The sequence below is a fragment of the Pseudomonas sp. SORGH_AS_0199 genome, from assembly GCF_031453735.1.
GTDB classification, from domain to species: domain Bacteria; phylum Pseudomonadota; class Gammaproteobacteria; order Pseudomonadales; family Pseudomonadaceae; genus Chryseomonas; species Chryseomonas aestiva.
In genome coordinates this window covers 3,769,139-3,785,599 of the sequence record NZ_JAVJAE010000001.1, presented here as the reverse complement: position 1 = coordinate 3,785,599, position 16,461 = coordinate 3,769,139, and the positions used below count along the sequence as shown (strand labels likewise).

Below are 16,461 nucleotides of genomic sequence, written 5' to 3'. Positions count from 1 at the left end.
GTGGTACTGGCACTGATGTCGGCATTGGCCAGGGCGGTATGCTGGAGGTCGTCGGCCGACTGGGTGAGGGTCTGCACCGTGGTCTGCAGCGAACGGATCAACTCGTTGAGATAGCCGCCCAGTTCGCTGAATTCGTCCTTGCGACGCACATCGAACTGGACCCGCAGATCGCCGGCCGTGACCTGGCGCAGCGAGTCGCGGAACGCCTGCAGCGGTCGCCGCAGGCCGCGGGCGACCCACAGGCCGATGATCACGGCGGCGCAGATCGCCAGCAGGGCAACGATGGCCAGGACCTGGCGGCTGGTGGCCACGCTGGCATCGGTATCGCTCTTGGCTTGTTGCGCCACGGCGACGGCACCGGCGCTGAGGGTGCGCAGCGCATCCAGGGTCGCCTGCAGGGCGGTGCCGGTGCGCTGGCGCTGGGCGTCGAACTGGGCCTCGGCCGCGGCCTGTCGCTCATAGGCCTGGCGCAGGCCGTCGGGCGCGGTCATCTCGTGCAGCAGACGGGTGACCATCACCCCCACGATGCGCGCGCTGCGCTCGTCGATGGCGGCCAGGGCGCGCAGCCGATCGGTGATGACATCCTGCTGCTGGTTGAGCGTCACCGCCAGACCTGGCAGATCCAGGCGGGCCGCCTGAGCGGCGAAGGCGGCATAGGTCTTGTCCGTCTCGATCAGCAGCATCTGGGCGGCGCGAACCGCCGCGCTGGCACCTTCCGCCTTCTGTTGCGCACTGTAGGCCTGCAGGTAGCTGGACAGTCGATTGGCCTCCGGCGTGGCATAGCCCTGCAGGGTCCGGGTGGCACGGCGCACCTCGACCAGCTGGCGATAGCTGTCGATGAGGATTTTTGCCTGGTCGCCATAGGCGTTGCCCAGCTTCTGCTCCTGAGCGAGCGCCTGGATCAGCGGGTCGTGGCCGCGCAACAGCGCCGGCAAACGCTGGTGCAGCTGCAGGTAGTCGGCGAACTGCTGCTGGAATTGCTGCTCGTGCGTGGCGATCGGCGCGGAATCGGTCTCGGCCAGCAGGCTGAGCAGGGTCTGGTTGGCGCCCAGCAGCTGCACGTTGATTTCGCCGACAGCCTGGCCGAGCGGCGCGGATTGCTCGGTGATGACCGCCAGCCGCTCATGGATGGACTGGGTACTGGTGAAGCTTACGGCGACGATACCCAGCAGCAGCACCAGAAGAGCGATGCCGCCGACTACCCGTTGAAGAAGCGTCATGGTTGTTCCCTGCTTTGTTATCGGTGTAGAGGCAGGAGGCCATTGGCGGCAGGTGTCAGCGTGCGTCTCGATGCCTGTCCATGGCCAACATCCCCGCAGCCTAGTCTTATCGCCTGACCTTTCCGCAGGGTCTGCAGACGTGCGGCCTGCGCCGGGCGATCAGCTGTCGTCGACACCCGCCAGCGCTCGTGCCAGAGCCTGGCGTGCCGTTTCGCGTGCTGGACGGGCAGCTGCATCCCCTGACGGCCAGGCACGGGTCGGGGACTCGAATAGCGCCACCGTGCGACGGACACCTCAGGTTGCGATCCTGAAGTGCTCGGCCAGAAACCAATCCGTGCTTCGCCAGGTCCCTGAAAGGTCTCTTTTCTCAGGATTACCCGATGTCCAAAGCTCTGCTGTGCTCCCTCGTACTGGCTACCGCCGCAACCCTGACGGCGTGCGACAAGACCTCCGAAGACCACGCCCAGGACGCTCAGACCCATAGCCAGAAGGCCCAGGAGAAGGCGGCCGAAGGCAAGGTCGAGCGCGCCTCCAAGGAGCAGGCCAAGGCGCAGGAAGACCGGGCCCAGGCCAATGAAGCCGCGGCCACCGAAGGGCGCAACACGCCTCCCGATTCCGCCGTGCCCGGCTATATCAAGACGCCCGGCAAGGAAAATCCCTGAGTCTCGACCCCGGTCGGCGGTCGGTTCAGGACCGGCCGTCGAGGGGGCGAAGCGAGAGGCAAGGCCTGCCGCAAGAGGGCTTGGCGCCTTCTTTGCTGTCCAGCGAAATCGGGGCGTGACGCTCTCGCTGGCGGAACATCCGGAGAGCAGGAGGACGAGGGCCAGGGCAAGGCTCTGATCGGCGGCGCGGGGAACGGGCCTCGGCGTGCCGACGACAGCCATCGTCGAGGCGAGCAACGGCTGTTTACATCCGGGCCAAGACGATTAGAGTAGGGGCCACTTCGCCATCATTCGTCCAGCCTCCGGAGCCGCCATGAGCCTTTCGCGACCGATCCACTGGTATCGTGCCCGCAGCACGCTCGAAATCGTCGCCCTGGGCCTGGGCGTCATCGCGCTGGTGATCGCTGTCGATCAGGGCCTGCGCAACTCGCCCTCGGAACACCTCGCCGACTTTCATGCCTGCAAGGGTGACGGTGGCCTGGCGCGAATGAACGCCATCGGCGAAATCGTCTGCCGGCTGCCCAGTCCGGTGATCGGCCAGGTGGCAGCCAAGACCCCGGCGGTCTCCGGCCTCTAAACCACCGCCAGGCTTCGCACTGCGCGGCCCGTTCAGGATCAGCCCGATCCTGTGACCGGACCTTTTCGGCCCGGTGATGCCTCTTTTCTGCATTCCTTCCTGATGCCGTCCTGAACTCTGGGCGCGGATTACGGCTGCCTGGCATTCGCGATGCGAACAGCTATTGCTTACCGTAACATTTGATAATGAGAGTTTTTATCATTTAAAGTGCTGGCCCTCGCGGGATCCCGCGAAGAGCAGCCTTCAAGTGCACGGCGTCGGCTGCAACGCCACGGTCACAAGGATCAGCATGAACACCCAAGGAACCCTCTGCCAGCCCGTCCGCCTTCGCCGCGGGGCTCTCCGTCAGCTGCTCCTGATCGGCGCGCTGATTCCCTTTCCGCTGACGGCCCTGGCCGCCACGGTGGCCGAGCAGAACGCCACGGAACTGGACACCCTGACCATCGAAGGCAACCGCCTCTACGACATGGCGCCCTCGGAACAGACCGGCGGCTATACCGTGGATTCGGCGACCGTGGGCACCAAGACGCCGGCCGCCCTGCGTGACATTCCCCAGTCGATCACCTCCTACACCAGCGACTACATCAAGGACCGCAACTTCAACACCCTGGACGAGCTGGCCAAGTCCACCGCCGGCCTGCGGGTGCTGACCAACGACAGCGGGCGTTCCTCCATCTATTCGCGTGGTTACGAGTACGACGAATACAACATCGACGGCCTGCCGGCGCCCATGACCAGCATCTTCGGCACCGTACCCATCCTCTCGCCCTTCGACCGGGTCGAGATCATGCGCGGGCCCTCCGGGCTGTTCAACAGCACCAGCGAGCTGGGCGGCATCGTCAATATGGTGCGCAAGCGCGGCACCGAGGACTTCCAGGGCCATATCACCGGGCGCTACGGCTCCTGGGACACCAATTACCAGGAGATCGACCTGGCCGGTCCGCTCACCGAAAGCAAGAATGTCCGCGGTCGCTTCGTCGCCTCTCGCGCCGACACCAATGGCGAGGTGGACTACAACGCCAACACCGACCAGAGCTACTACGGCGACCTGGACATCGACCTGTCCGACGCCACCCAGATCTCCTTCGGCCTGATCCATCAGGTCAAGAACCTCACCCCGCACAACGGCTATCCCACCGACGCCCAGGGCAATCTGCTGGACTTCAGCCAGTCGCGCTTCCTGGGAGCGGACTGGAACTACTTCGACGGCAAGACCACCGACGGCATCTTCGAGCTGACCCACAGGTTCGATAACGGCGGCTATGGGCGCATCGCCGCGCGGGCGTCGCACCGGGAGGCGGATTACCTCTATGCCTTCACCGGCGGGGCGGTGCAGGCCAACGGCAATACCAGCATTCGTGCCAGCACCCGGGACTTCGAGCAGGATGCCTATTCCCTCGACGCCAGCTACAGCCAGCCATTCGAGGCGCTGGGTCAGGTCAGCGAATTCGTCGTGGGTACCGACTACAAGCACTACGACACCGATTACCAGAACGGCAACAGCGTCCTGGGTACGGTCAATGTGAACAGCTATTCGCCGACCCGCTTTGCCAAGCCGGCGCGCGCCTACCAGACCGACTTCAGCAGCGATGATCGCGAATTCGGCCTCTATTCCAAGGTCACCTTCCGACCCATCGAACGCCTGGCGCTGATCGGTGGCGCCCGTGTTTCCTGGTACAGGGGCGATGCCTACACCACCACCCTGGCCAGCGGTGCCGAGGCGGGGGAGAGCCAGAAGCACAGCGGTTTCGTCACCCCCTATCTGGGTACCGTCTACGACCTGGACGACTACCATTCCCTCTATGCCAGTTATTCCAAGGTGTACAAGCCGCAGAGCGAGCTGGATGCCCAGGGCAAGGCCATCGATCCTCGCGAGGGCGACCAGTACGAAGTCGGCATCAAGGGCAGCTACTTCAATGGCGACATGAATGCGCGCCTGTCGATCTTCCAGCTGACCGACGAGAATCGCGCGTCCACGCCTTTCGATGCCAATGGTCTTGCGATCACCACCTATTCCGAAGCGTCCGGCAAGACGCGGGTGAAGGGGGCCGAGATCGAGGTCAGCGGCAAGCTCACCGAGCAGTGGGAAATGCTCGCCGGCTACACCTACATGGATACCCAGAACCTCAGCGGTGATGGCAACACCCTGTTCGAAGCCATGCCCAAGCACATGGCCTCGCTGTGGACCAAATACACCCTGGCGGGTGGTCCGCTGACCGGGCTGAGCATCGGTGGCGGGGTGACCGCCATGAGCGATTTCTCCCAGACCAACCAGACCTCCGGGGTCACCGTGTCCGCCCCCGGCTATGCCACGGTGGATGCCAAGTTCTCCTATCCGGTCACCAAGCAGCTCACCGCGACCCTGGACGTGAACAACCTCCTCGACAAGGAATACTGGTCGCGCGTAGGTTCGGTTTCCACCTTCAACTTCCAGGGCCCCTCGCGCAGCGTGATGGTCGGCGCGCGTTACGACTTCTGAGGTTCAGGCCGACCCGGGTCGGGCTCAGGTCGGCCAAGGCGCTGCACGCCGTGACGATCTCTTCCACGATGTACCGAGATGCGATGAAAGATTCACTCTTCCAGCGGGACGATGTCGGCAGCGAGCCCTGGTGGCAGGCCGTGGCCTGCCGCGGCACGCCGCTGATCGAACCCACTGTGGCCGGGCGCTATCGCCTGACCTTTGTCTGGCGCGATCCCGAAGGGCTGGCCGAGCGTTCCAGCACTCAGCGGGTCTGGCTCAATGTCACCGGGGTCACCGACCATCATCAACCGGGCCTGCCGCAGAGCCTGCGGCGCCTGCCAGGCAGCGATGTCTGGGCCTGGGAGACCGAGCTGGAGGGCGGCTGGCGCGGCAGCTATTGCCTGATCCCCAGCGCGGAGCCGGCGCCCTTCGAAGGCGAGGCCCAGCCCGATCTCCAGGGCATCCGCCTCTGGTGGCGCAGCGTCTTTCCCCTGGCCCAGGCCGACCCGCTCAACCCCCGGCGTGCCTGGCAGGGTGGGCGCGGGCTGGCGGTGTCGGGCGTGCACCTGCCGGAGGCGCCTGCGCAGCCGGCCTGGGCGGCCTTCGATGCCGACCGCAGCCTGGCGCCAGCGGCCTGGCCGAGTCTGCAACAGTACGAGTGGCAGAGTGCACGGCTCGGCAACAGCCGCCCGGTATGGGTCTTTGCCACCGGTACTACCAACCCTTTGGAGCGGCCGCTGGCCATCCTGCTGGATGGACAGTTCTGGGCGCAGACGATGCCCATCGGCGCGCCGCTGCAGCAGCTAACCGCTGCCGGGCAACTGCCGGAGGCGGTCTATCTGCTGATCGACAACAGCGACCGCGCCCTGCGTGGCAGCGAGTTGCCCTGCAATCCCGAATTCTGGCTGGCGGTGCAGGAAGAGCTGCTGCCGCAGGTGCGCGACTGGGCGCCTCATGCGCAGTCACCGTCCTCGACGGTCGTCGCCGGGCAGAGCTTCGGCGGTCTGGCGGCGCTCTATGCCGCGCTGCACTGGCCAGAGCGCTTCGGCTGCGCCCTGAGCCAGTCCGGTTCCTTCTGGTGGCCGCAGCGCGGTGCGCCGGGACGGCTGTTCGAGGCACTGGCGAGCGGGCAGGGGAGCACGCATTCCTTGCGGCTGTTCATCGAGGCCGGGTTGCGCGAGCCGGCCATCCTCGAAGCCTCCCGCGCCCTGGTCCCACGCCTGCGCGAGCAGGGTCACGACCTCGACTATCGCGAGATCGATGGGGGCCATGATGCCCTCTGGTGGCGCGGCGGGCTGCTCGACGGTCTGGTCCGCCTCTGGCAAACCCTGCTCGCCGACGCCCCTCGCTAATCCCCCTTTTCCAGGAGCTCCGATGGACGCCCCCAATCCCTTCGACGATCCCGCCCAGGTGCTGTTGATCCTGCGCAATGCCCGCGGCCAATGCAGCCTCTGGCCAGAGGCCATGGCCGTGCCCACCGGTTGGGAACCGGTGTTCGGGCCGGCGCCGCGCCTGGCCTGCGACGACTGGCTCGCCAGCCACTGGCGCGATGTCCGCCCGGTCGCCTCCCTGCCTTCCTGACTGGAGTTCCTGTGTCTTCCATGCCCCGTTCACGCTTTCCCGAGCTGCCGCTGGTCGCTGCCCAGCCCGGCATCTGGCTGGCCGATCAGCTGTCGCCCCATGCCAACGCCTTCGCCGTGGCCCACCTGGTCGAGCTGCGCGGGCCGATCGACGCCCAGGCGCTGGTGGCGACCATCGTCCAGGGCCTGGGGGAACTGGACAGCCTGCGGCTGAGGTTCGCCGAGCGCGAGGGCGAGCTGGTGCAGTGGATCGACAGCGACATGGCCATCCCTGCGCCCGAGTGGCTGGACCTGCGTGGGGCAGCCGATCCGGAAGGCGTAGCGCGCGCGGCCATCCGCGCCGATCTCGACGGTGACCTGCGCGCCACCAGTGGCGGTCCGCTGTGGCTCAACCGGATCTACCAGCTGGGCGACGATCACCTGTTCTGGTACCAGCGCTATCACCACCTCTTGATCGATGGCTATGGCTTCGCGGCCCTGGCCAAGCGGGTAGCGGCCCTGTACAGCGCCATGGTGCGGGGCGAGACGACCGAGGCCTCGCCGTTCGTGTCCTTTGCCGAGGTGGTGCGCGAATATCAGGACTATAAGCAGTCGGCCGTCCGCGAGCGCGACAAAGCCTTCTGGCGCGAGCGTGGCGCGGCCTTGCCGCCGGCGGCGTCCCTGGCGCCGGGTGGTCTGGCAGGGCAGGTGCCGACCCCACGCGTGGTGGAAGCCCGCGCCCGGGTGCCTGCCGCGGTCTTCACCAGGCTGGCCGAGCAGGGCAGGGCCCAGGGCGTGACGCCGGCCGATCTGGCTGTGGCCCTGGCCGCTACCTGGTTCGCGCGCCTCAGTGGCCAGCCGGCCTTCAGCGCCGGCTTCATCTTCATGAGACGCATGGGTTCGGTGGCGCTCAAATCCGGAGGCGCGACGCTCAACGTTCTGCCCCTGGGCGTGCGCACCGACTCGATCCAGACGCTGCCGCAACTCGCCGCCATGCTGGCCGCCGAGCTGAAGAAGGTGCGCCGTCACCAGCGCTACGACGCCGAGCAGATCGCCCGCGATCTTGGCCGTCCGGGCGATGCCGAGCCGCTGACCGGACCGGTCATCAACCTCAAGCTGTTCGATTTCGCCCTGGATTTCGCCGGGGTGCCGGGCGTCACCCACGAACTGGCCTCGGGGCCGGTGCGCGACCTGGAGATCGCCCTCTACCTGGAGGCCAGCGGCGCCCTTGATATCAAGCTGCTGGGCAACGCCGAGCGCTACGCCGCCGATCTGTTGCAGGGGCACGTGGAGCGGTTCGGCCTGCTGGCCGGGCAGTTCGCCGAGCAGCCCGGTCTGGCCCTGGGCGCAGCGGACCTGCTGGCGCCAGCGGACCGGAATTGGCTGGCCGCGATCAACGCCACCAGACAATCGCTGCCCGAGGCTACCCTGGCGACCCTGCTCGCCGACCAGGCAGCGCGCAGCCCTGCTGCGCCGGCACTGGCCGATCTGCAGCTTGCCTTCAGCTATCGGGAGACGCGCCAGCAGGTGCTGGCGCTGGCCCAGCGGCTGAGCCATGCCGGGGTAGGGCGGGGCGACATCGTCGCGGTGGCCCTGCCGCGTTCGGTGTTCCTGTCCCTGGCGCTGCTGGCGACGCTCGAACTGGGCGCCGCCTACCTGCCGCTGGACAGCGGCTATCCCGACGAGCGCCTGCAGCTGATGCTCGACGACGCGCGACCCCGGGTGCTGGTAACCGATGCCAGCCAGCGCGAGCGCTTCCCGGGGCTGGGCGAGGATCGGGTGCTGATTCTGGATGCGCCGTTGGAGGAGCTGGACCACGAGCCGGTGTTCGCCGGACCGCGTCCAGGCGATCCGGCCTATCTGCTCTATACCTCCGGCTCCACCGGCCGCCCCAAGGGCGTAATGGTCGGCCATGCCGCCATCGTCAATCGCCTGCTGTGGATGCAGGACAGCTATCCCATTGGCGCCGGCGACACGGTCTTGCAGAAGACGCCGAGCAGCTTCGATGTGTCGGTCTGGGAATTCTTCTGGCCGCTGCTGGTGGGCGCCCGGCTGTACCTGGCGCCGCCCGAGGCCCATCGCGATCCCCTGGCGCTGCAGGAATTGTTCACCCGCGAACGGGTGACCACGGTGCACTTCGTGCCCTCGATGCTGGCGGCCTTCGTCGCCAGCCTGGACGAGTCGGCCGCGGTGGCCCGCTGCGCCAGCCTGTGCCAGGTGTTCTGCAGCGGCGAGGCGCTGCCCACCGAGCTGGCTCGTACCTGGGAGCGCCGCGTCGGCGCGCCCCTGCACAACCTCTATGGCCCCACCGAAGCCGCGGTGGACGTCTCCTATCATCCGGCCCACGGCGCCGCCCTGGCGGCCGTCACCGGCAGCAGCGTGCCCATTGGCAAGCCGGTGTGGAACACCGGGCTGCACGTCCTCGACGAACGCCTGCGGCCGGTCCCGCCGGGTGTGGCGGGAGAACTCTATCTGAGCGGGGTGCAGCTGGCCGATGGCTATCTGGGTCGCCCCGAACTGACCGCGGCGCGTTTCATCGCCGCACCGGGCGGGCAGGGCGAGCGGCTGTATCGCACCGGCGACGTGGCGCGCTGGCTGCCGGAGGGCGTCGTCGAATACCTGGGCCGCAGCGACGATCAGGTGAAGATCCGGGGGCAGCGCATCGAACTGGCGGAAATCGATCATGCCCTGTTGGCGCTGCCCGGCGTGGCCCAGGCGGTCACCCACGCCCGGGTGCTGGGCGAGGCGGCCGTTACCACCGGCGGCGATGCCCGTCAGCTGGTGGGTTATCTGATCGCCCAGCCAGGTGCCGCGCTGGACCTGGAGCGCCTGCGGGCGCGGCTGGGCGAAAGCCTGCCGCCGCATCTGGTGCCGGTGGCGCTGGTCGAGCTGGAGGCCTTGCCCCTGGGCGCCACCGGCAAGCTGGATCGCAAGGCCCTGCCGGCGCCCCAGGGCGTGGCCAGGGCCGCGAGCCGTCCCCTGGCGCCGGGGCTGGAAAGCGACCTGGCGGCAGCCTTTTCCGAGGTGCTCGGCTGCGCCATTGTCGGCGCGGACGATGACTTTTTTGCCCTGGGTGGCCATTCGCTGCTGGCCATGACCCTGGCGGCCAACCTGCGCCGGCGCCTGGGGCGGCCGGTATCCATCGGCCAGATCATGGTGGCCTCCAGTGTTGCCCGCCTGGCGCGGCAGCTGGAGCAGGACGCGGCCAGCGCAGCGCGGGCCGGCTTCGAGACCCTGCTGCCGCTGCGCCCGGGCGACGGCCCGACGCTGTTCTGCTTCCATCCGGCCTCGGGCTTCGCCTGGCAATTCAGCGTGCTGCAGCGCCACCTGGATCCGCGCTGGTCGCTGCTCGGTATTCAGTCGCCGCGTCCGGACGGTCCCCTGGCCCAGGGCGCCGATCTGGAAGCCGTCCTCCAGCGCCATCTGCGCACCCTGCGCGAGGTACAGCCGCACGGCCCCTATCATCTGCTCGGCTATTCCCTGGGCGGCACCCTGGCCCAGGGCCTGGCGGCGCGGTTGCAGGCGGCAGGGGAAGAGGTCGCCTTCCTCGGCCTGCTCGACACCTATCCGCCGGAAACCCAGAACTGGCAGGAGCGCAAAGGCCAGCGCGAACTGGACCCGGAAGTGCTGGCCGAGGTCAATCGCGAGCGCGAGGCCTTCCTCGCCGCCCAGCAGGGCCTGGCCGATCCGGCGCTGGGGGAGGGGGCGGAGCTGTTCGCCACCATCGAGGGCAACTACGCCGATTCGGTGCGGCTGCTGGCCACGGCGCGCAGCGCGCGTTTCGACGGCGAGGCGCTGATGTTCGTCGCCCGCCGCACCCTGCCGGCGGGAATGGACGTCAAGGCCACCTGGGCGCCCTGGATCACCCGCCTGCAGGCCCACGAGGTGGACTGCGCCCACGTCGACATCATCGCCCCGGCCCAGCTGGCGCAGATCGGCCCGGTGCTGAATCGGGCGTTGAAGGCCCTATGACGGCTCGCGGGTTCGGCTCGACGGCGACTCCCCGCTCAGGCAAGGTGTGAAACCTGGGCGGGGCAGGAGAGATGATCGGCCAGGCCGCTCCTTCTCTCGTTGCAGGTGGACCCATGGCGAAAAGCGTGACCATTCAGGATGTCGCCCGGCAGGCAGGCTTGTCCAAGTCTGCCGTTTCGCGCTACCTGAATCACAGCCTGAGCCTGCCACCCGCCACGGCGCAGCGTATCGAAGGGGCCATTGAGGCCCTGGGCTTTCGGCGCAACAGCCTGGCCCAACGCCTGAGCAAGGGCGGCAGCGAGACCATCGGGCTGGTCCTGCCGGACATCGCCAACCCCTTTTTCGCCGAGCTGGCCGACGCCGCCGAGGCCACTGCCTTCGCCCATGGCTACAACCTGGTGCTCTGCCTGACGCGCAACGATCCGGCGCGGGAGATCCAGTACGTCCACTGGAAGGGATCGCGCCGCGTCGACGGTCTGCTGTTCATCACCAACCGCGCGGATGACGGGACGCTGGCGGCGCAACTGGGCGCCTACCGGGAGATCGTGTTGCTGGACGAGGATGTCCCGGGTACCTCGATGCCCAAGGTCTTCGCCGACAATGTCGCCGGCGGCCGACTGGCCACTGAGCATCTGATCCGCCAGGGGCATCGGCGCATCGCCCATGTCTCCGGACCGGCAGCGGTGATGAGCGTGAGGGAGCGGTGCGAGGGCTATGAGCTGGCCCTGGCCGCGGCCGGAATACCCTTGCGTCCCGATTATCTGCTGCTGGGTGAATACAGCCGCGACTTCGGGCGTAAGGCGGCCGCGACCCTGCTGGATCTGCCGGAGCCGCCACAGGCGATCTTCGCCGCCAGCGACTTCATCGCGGTGGGGGTGCTCGATACCCTGCGCGAACGCGGCCTGGCGGTTCCCGGTGCCCTGTCCCTAGTGGGTTTCGACGACGCGCCCTACGCAGAATTGCTCACGCCGCCACTCAGTACCGTGCGCCAATCGGCGCGGGACCTGGGTCGCCAGGGAATCGAAGCCCTGCTGACGGTGCTTGCCGGGCAGCCGGTAGTCGGGGAGCAACGGGTCGCCGTGACCCTGGTAGAACGCGGTTCGGTCGCCCCAGCGCCTGCCCCAAGGTAGCACCCGGCGTTTCCATTCTGCCCAGTCGTGGAGCACCCCCCGTGGCTGTCCGACAAAGGCTCTGCGCTGGGGGTTAGAGTAACCATTTGAATTGGCAGTGAAAGAGGTTCCTCCAGTTGCTGCTGGCACGCCTTGTGCTGTTTCCTTTCCAGCAGAACCTTCCCGGTTCTATTTTTTGGCCTACTTAGTAAACCGGTTTACTAACCGCTGCCACATCCGTCGGCAGGGTAGAGGAGGATGGAGATGCTTCGATTCGGCAAGACGTTCGCTTCCATGCTGATGGTGTTCGGACTGGGCCTGGCCGGTAGTGCCCAGGCGGCACCGGCCAAGCGGCTGGCACTGGTCCAGGTGAATCAGGAGGCGCTTTATTTCACCCAGATCACCCAGGGTGCCCAGGCCGCCGCCAAGGCGGCGGGCGCGGAACTGGTGGTGTTCAATGCCAACGACAACCCCTCCGCTCAGAACGACGCCATCGAGGCCTATATCCAGGACAAGGTGGATGCCATCCTGGTCTGTGCCATCGACGTCAACGGCATCAAGCCGGCGGTCTCGGCGGCCGTCCAGGCCGGTATCCCGGTGGTGGCCATCGATGCCGTGCTCAATGGCGACAACCAGGTGCAGGTGGGCGTCGACAATCGCGCCGCGGCTCGCCAGCTGGGCGAGTACACCGGCAGCTATATCATCCGTGAGCTGGGTGGCGAGGCCAAGGTCGGGGTGGTGGGAGCCCTGGGTTCCTACGTGCAGAACCTGCGCCTGGACGGCTTCCGCGAGGGGCTGGCACAGAGTGCGCCCAAGGCGAAGATCGTGGGCACCGTAGATGGCAACAACGTGCAGGACACCGCGCAGAGCGCCGCGGAAAATCTGCTCACCGCCAATCCGGATCTGCAGATCGTCTATGCCACCGGCGAGCCGGCGTTGATCGGCACCGTGGCGGCCAGCGTCGCCCAGGGCAGCGGCGAGCGCACCCGGATCTTTGGCTGGGATCTGTCGCCCCAGGCCGTCCAGGGCCTGGATGACGGCTCCGTGGCAGTGGTGGTGCAGCAGAACACCCGCGGCATGGGCAAGGCGGCGGTGGAGGCGGCGCTGGCGCTGCTCGCCGGCCAGCAGGTCACCAAGCAGCAGGATATCCCGGTGACCCTGGTCACCCGGGAAAACCTGGATGCCTATCGCGCCGACTTCAAGTAGCGGAGACCCAGCATGGACACTGCGACGATGGTTCCCCGGGTCAGCATGACCGGCATCACCAAGAGCTATGGCTCCATTCAGTCACTGCGCGGCGTCGACCTCGCCCTGCAGCCTGGCGAGGTCCTGGGGCTGGTCGGCGACAACGGCGCCGGCAAATCGACCCTGACCAAGATTCTTTCCGGCGCGGTGCTGCCCACCAGTGGCAGCATCCGCATCGACGGCCGCGAAGAGGTGTTCCAGGGCCCGGCGGATGCCCAGCGCTGTCGGATCCAGATGGTCTATCAGGATCTCTCCCTGTGCGACACCGTGGACGTGGCCGGCAACCTCTTCATGGGGCGGGAGCCCCGCCGCCGGCTGCTCGGCTTGCCGCTGCTGGACGAGCGCAAGATGCACGCCGATGCGCGCCGCATCCTCGAGGGGCTGGGCATCAGTCTGCCCGATACCCGCGCCCAGGTGCGCCACCTCTCCGGCGGCCAGCGCCAGGCCGTGGCCATAGCCCGTGCCGCGGCCTTCGAGCCCCGGGTGCTGATCATGGACGAGCCGACCGCCGCCCTGGCGGTGGCCGAGGTCGAGGCCGTGCTGGAGCTGATCCGCACCATCAGCCGCCAGGGCGTGAGCGTCATCCTCATCACCCACCGGCTGCAGGATCTCTTCCTGGTTTGCGACCGCATCATGGTGATGTACGAGGGCCAGAACCTGGCCGAGCGCCGGGTGGCCGACACCAGTCTGGGCGAGATCGTCGAGCTGATCGTCGGCCACAAGTTCACCGCCCGTTCCGCCTGCGCCTGAATCGGAGGATTTCATGAATACCCTCGACCTGACCCGACAGCGCGTGGTGGTGCAGTCACCGCTGCGCCGCCTGCTGCACGACTATCCCGGCGTGGCCAGCATCGCGCTGTTCTTCGCCCTCTGCTGCCTGCTGTTCGCGCTGGTGACCGACAACTTCCTCAGCAGCGGCAACCTGCTCAACGTCATTCGCCAGAACGCGCCGCTGCTGATCGTCGCCGTCGCCATGACCCTGGTGGTGACCACCGGTGGCATCGACCTGTCGGTCGGTTCCACCCTGGCCCTGGTGGGCGCCCTGGCCGCCCTCGGCCTCAACACCTGGCAGCTGCCCTGGCCCGTGGTGCTGGCCGGCGGCCTGCTGGTGGGGGCGCTGATCGGCGCGCTGAACGGCTACTTCATCGCCTACGCGGGAATCCCGGCGTTCATCGTGACCCTGGCGACCCTGACCATCATTCGCGGCCTGGCGCTGCTCATCACCCAGGGCTACTCCATTCCGGTTCCCCGTGAGCTCAGCGCCTTTCTCGCGCTCGGTCGCGGCTGGGTGCTGGGACTGCCGCTGGCGGTATGGCTCGCGCTCTTCGCGGTGCTCGGCGGCATGCTGCTGCTGGGCAGGATGCGCTTCGGGCGCTATCTCACGGGGATTGGCGCCAATGCCGAAAGCGTCCGCCGGGCAGGGGTGAATACCCGCGGCGTGCTGCTGCGTGTCTACGTCCTGAGCGGCATGGCGGCGGCGCTGGCCGGAATGATCGTGACGGCACGACTGGGCAGTGGCTCCTCCAACCAGGGGGAGGGCTTCGAACTGGAGGTCATCGCGGCGGTGGTGCTGGGCAGCACCAGTCTGTTCGGTGGCTTCGGTACCATCCTCGGCACCCTGCTGGGTGTGCTGACCATGGCGGTGATCAAGAACGGCCTTATCCTCGCCCATGTGTCGCCCTTCTATACCCAGATCGCCACGGGGGCCATCGTGCTGCTGGCCATCTGGCTCAACACCCGTATCCTCAAGACCGGCCGCCCGCTGGGGAGGGTAGGCGGATGAGTCTGTTTCGCCATCCTGAGCCGCTTCCGGTCGGGGTCGACAGCGGCCATGCCATGACGGTGCTTGGCCCGCTGCCGGTGGACCGGTTGGGCGTGACCCTGATGCACGAGCACATCCTGCTCGACGCCTCCGGCAAATGGGTGCCACCCCGTTGCTGCGGCGAGCGACACCTGGCCGAGCAGCCGGTGAGCATCGAACTGCTCGGCGAGCTGCATATGAATCCGCTGGTCAGCCGCGACAACTGCCAGCTGTTCGACGTGGAGCTGGCCTGCGCCGAGCTGCTGAAATATCGCGCCTTGGGCGGGGAGACGGTGGTCGATCCCACCAATCTCGGCATCGGTCGCGATCCCCAGGCGCTGCAGCGCATCGCGCGGCTCACGGGTCTCAACATCATCATGGGCGCCGGTTTCTACCTAGAGCCCTCGCACCCGGCCTATGTCAGGGAGCGCCCGGTTGAGGAGCTCACTGCCCAGATCGTCCACGACGTGGGCGGAGCGGCGGAAAAGCCGGAAGTCATCGCCGGCCTGATCGGCGAGATCGGGGTATCGGCCGCCTTTACCGCCAGCGAGGAAAAGTCCCTGCGCGCCGCCGCCCGGGCCAGCGGCCTCACCGGGGTGCCCCTGGCGGTCCATCTGCCCGGCTGGGAACGTTTGGGCCATCGGGTGCTGGACATCGCCGCCGCCGAGGGCGCCGACCTGCACCACGTGGTGCTCTGCCACATGAATCCCAGTCATCGCGACCTCGACTACCAGCACGGACTCGCGGAGCGGGGCGCCTTCCTCGAATACGACATGATCGGCATGGGCTACTACTTCGCCGACGAGGCCGCCCAGTCGCCGTCCGACGAAGACAACGCCCGCGCCCTCGTCGGTCTGCTGGAGGCCGGCTACGGCGAGCGCCTGCTGCTGTCCCAGGACGTCTTTCTCAAGACCATGCTCACCCGCTACGGCGGCCACGGCTATGGCTACCTGCTCAAGCACTTCGTCCCGCGTCTGCGCCGCCACGGCGTCACGGGGGCGCAACTGGAAACCCTGCTGATCGACAACCCGCGCCGCGTCTTCCAGCGCATTCGATCGGCCTAAAGTCCCGCAACCGGAGAACCTATGAAACAGTCCGTTCTGCTCGCTGGCGAATCCTGGGTAAGCACCGCGACCCATATCAAGGGCTTCGACCAGTTCGCCTCCGTCACCGCCCACAATGGCGCTCAGCGCCTGCTGACCGCACTGGCCGACAGCGACTATGCCGTCACCCAGATGTGCGCCGACCAGGCGCAAACCGAGTTTCCCGCCACGCTGGACGCCCTGCGCGACTACCAAGTGATCATCCTGTCGGATATCGGTGCCAACAGCCTGTTGCTGCATCCGGACACCTGGCTGCGCAGCCGCCGCACACCGAATCGCCTGACGGCGCTGCGCGAGTACGTGCTGCAGGGTGGCGCCCTCATGATGGTCGGTGGCTACTACAGCTTCCAGGGCATCAACGGGGGTGCCCGTTATCGCGGCACGGCGGTGGAAGAGGTGCTGCCGGTGCGTTGCCTGCCCTATGACGACCGCATCGAGGTGCCCGAGGGCTTCACGCCAGAGGTGCACGGCGAGCATGAGTTGCTGCGTGGCCTGCCCCGGGACTGGTCCTATCTGCTGGGCTACAACGAGGTGGAATTGCATCCGGACGCCCAGCTCGTGGCGAGCGTCGCGGGTAGCGGTCATCCACTGCTGGCGACCCGGGAAGTCGGACAGGGGCGTACCCTGGTCTGGACCAGCGACATGTCGATGCACTGGATGCCCGACGACTTCCTGGCCGGCGATGCCTATCGGCGCTTCTGGCTCAACTGCCTGGAATGGCTCTCGCGGCGCGCCTGATCACCCGTAGTCCG

Annotated in this window: 12 protein-coding genes and 1 pseudogene; 12 read left to right on the top strand and 1 reads right to left on the bottom strand. The window is 67.4% G+C overall.

Features of this window, described 5'->3' with window-relative positions:
* Positions 1-95 precede the first annotated feature (95 nt).
* Positions 96-491, bottom strand: a pseudogene (locus QE444_RS23665) (HAMP domain-containing protein); the annotation flags it as partial.
* Positions 492-1,600: 1,109 nt separating this feature from the next.
* Here QE444_RS23665 and QE444_RS17700 point away from each other — a divergent pair.
* From QE444_RS17700 to QE444_RS17645, 12 genes are all read left to right on the top strand, one after another.
* Positions 1,601-1,882, top strand: a complete 282-nt coding sequence (locus QE444_RS17700) for a hypothetical protein (RefSeq protein ID WP_133861192.1) — start codon at positions 1,601-1,603, stop codon at positions 1,880-1,882.
* A gap of 313 nt (positions 1,883-2,195) precedes the next feature.
* On the top strand, positions 2,196-2,459 hold the full coding sequence (locus QE444_RS17695) for a hypothetical protein (RefSeq protein WP_309740385.1): 264 nt from the start codon (positions 2,196-2,198) through the stop codon (positions 2,457-2,459).
* A gap of 289 nt (positions 2,460-2,748) precedes the next feature.
* Entirely contained in the window at positions 2,749-4,938 is a 2,190-nt protein-coding gene (locus QE444_RS17690; protein ID WP_309740382.1) for a TonB-dependent siderophore receptor, read from the top strand.
* 83 nt (positions 4,939-5,021) lie between these two features.
* On the top strand, positions 5,022-6,272 hold the full coding sequence (fes, locus tag QE444_RS17685) for an enterochelin esterase (RefSeq protein ID WP_309740380.1): 1,251 nt from the start codon (positions 5,022-5,024) through the stop codon (positions 6,270-6,272).
* A gap of 22 nt (positions 6,273-6,294) precedes the next feature.
* Complete coding sequence (locus QE444_RS17680) at positions 6,295-6,501, top strand: MbtH family NRPS accessory protein (protein ID WP_280306295.1); 207 nt, start codon at positions 6,295-6,297, stop codon at positions 6,499-6,501.
* 20 nt (positions 6,502-6,521) lie between these two features.
* On the top strand, positions 6,522-10,451 hold the full coding sequence (locus QE444_RS17675; RefSeq protein WP_309740378.1) for an enterobactin synthase subunit F: 3,930 nt from the start codon (positions 6,522-6,524) through the stop codon (positions 10,449-10,451).
* A 113-nt stretch (positions 10,452-10,564) separates the two neighbouring features.
* Positions 10,565-11,581: a LacI family DNA-binding transcriptional regulator gene (locus QE444_RS17670; protein ID WP_309740375.1), complete on the top strand. Its 1,017-nt coding sequence runs from the start codon at positions 10,565-10,567 to the stop codon at positions 11,579-11,581.
* 243 nt (positions 11,582-11,824) lie between these two features.
* Positions 11,825-12,766, top strand: a complete 942-nt coding sequence (locus QE444_RS17665) for a substrate-binding domain-containing protein (RefSeq protein WP_309740373.1) — start codon at positions 11,825-11,827, stop codon at positions 12,764-12,766.
* A 12-nt stretch (positions 12,767-12,778) separates the two neighbouring features.
* Positions 12,779-13,555, top strand: coding sequence for an ATP-binding cassette domain-containing protein (locus QE444_RS17660; RefSeq protein WP_309740371.1), 777 nt, complete (start codon positions 12,779-12,781; stop codon positions 13,553-13,555).
* A 13-nt stretch (positions 13,556-13,568) separates the two neighbouring features.
* The gene (locus QE444_RS17655; protein ID WP_027601836.1) at positions 13,569-14,588 is read left to right on the top strand and encodes an ABC transporter permease; all 1,020 of its coding nucleotides are present in this window, start codon (positions 13,569-13,571) and stop codon (positions 14,586-14,588) included.
* Entirely contained in the window at positions 14,585-15,670 is a 1,086-nt protein-coding gene (locus tag QE444_RS17650) for a phosphotriesterase-related protein (protein ID WP_309740369.1), read from the top strand. Before QE444_RS17655 ends, QE444_RS17650 begins: the two co-directional genes overlap by 4 nt.
* Before the next feature lie 21 nt (positions 15,671-15,691).
* Complete coding sequence (locus tag QE444_RS17645; protein WP_309740367.1) at positions 15,692-16,447, top strand: glutamine amidotransferase; 756 nt, start codon at positions 15,692-15,694, stop codon at positions 16,445-16,447.
* Positions 16,448-16,461: the final 14 nt, after the last annotated feature.

What these genes read in the sequence shown, in the direction of transcription:
- QE444_RS17690 (WP_309740382.1), top strand. Translation starts at nt 2,749, where the DNA reads ATGAACACCCAAGGAACCCTCTGCCAGCCCGTCCGCCTTCGCCGCGGG.
- fes (WP_309740380.1), top strand. Translation starts at nt 5,022, where the DNA reads ATGAAAGATTCACTCTTCCAGCGGGACGATGTCGGCAGCGAGCCCTGG.
- QE444_RS17680 (WP_280306295.1), top strand. Translation starts at nt 6,295, where the DNA reads ATGGACGCCCCCAATCCCTTCGACGATCCCGCCCAGGTGCTGTTGATC.
- QE444_RS17675 (WP_309740378.1), top strand. Translation starts at nt 6,522, where the DNA reads ATGCCCCGTTCACGCTTTCCCGAGCTGCCGCTGGTCGCTGCCCAGCCC.
- QE444_RS17650 (WP_309740369.1), top strand. Translation starts at nt 14,585, where the DNA reads ATGAGTCTGTTTCGCCATCCTGAGCCGCTTCCGGTCGGGGTCGACAGC.
- QE444_RS17645 (WP_309740367.1), top strand. Translation starts at nt 15,692, where the DNA reads ATGAAACAGTCCGTTCTGCTCGCTGGCGAATCCTGGGTAAGCACCGCG.
- QE444_RS17670 (WP_309740375.1), top strand. Translation starts at nt 10,565, where the DNA reads ATGGCGAAAAGCGTGACCATTCAGGATGTCGCCCGGCAGGCAGGCTTG.
- QE444_RS17655 (WP_027601836.1), top strand. Translation starts at nt 13,569, where the DNA reads ATGAATACCCTCGACCTGACCCGACAGCGCGTGGTGGTGCAGTCACCG.
- QE444_RS17660 (WP_309740371.1), top strand. Translation starts at nt 12,779, where the DNA reads ATGGACACTGCGACGATGGTTCCCCGGGTCAGCATGACCGGCATCACC.
- QE444_RS17695 (WP_309740385.1), top strand. Translation starts at nt 2,196, where the DNA reads ATGAGCCTTTCGCGACCGATCCACTGGTATCGTGCCCGCAGCACGCTC.
- QE444_RS17700 (WP_133861192.1), top strand. Translation starts at nt 1,601, where the DNA reads ATGTCCAAAGCTCTGCTGTGCTCCCTCGTACTGGCTACCGCCGCAACC.
- QE444_RS17665 (WP_309740373.1), top strand. Translation starts at nt 11,825, where the DNA reads ATGCTTCGATTCGGCAAGACGTTCGCTTCCATGCTGATGGTGTTCGGA.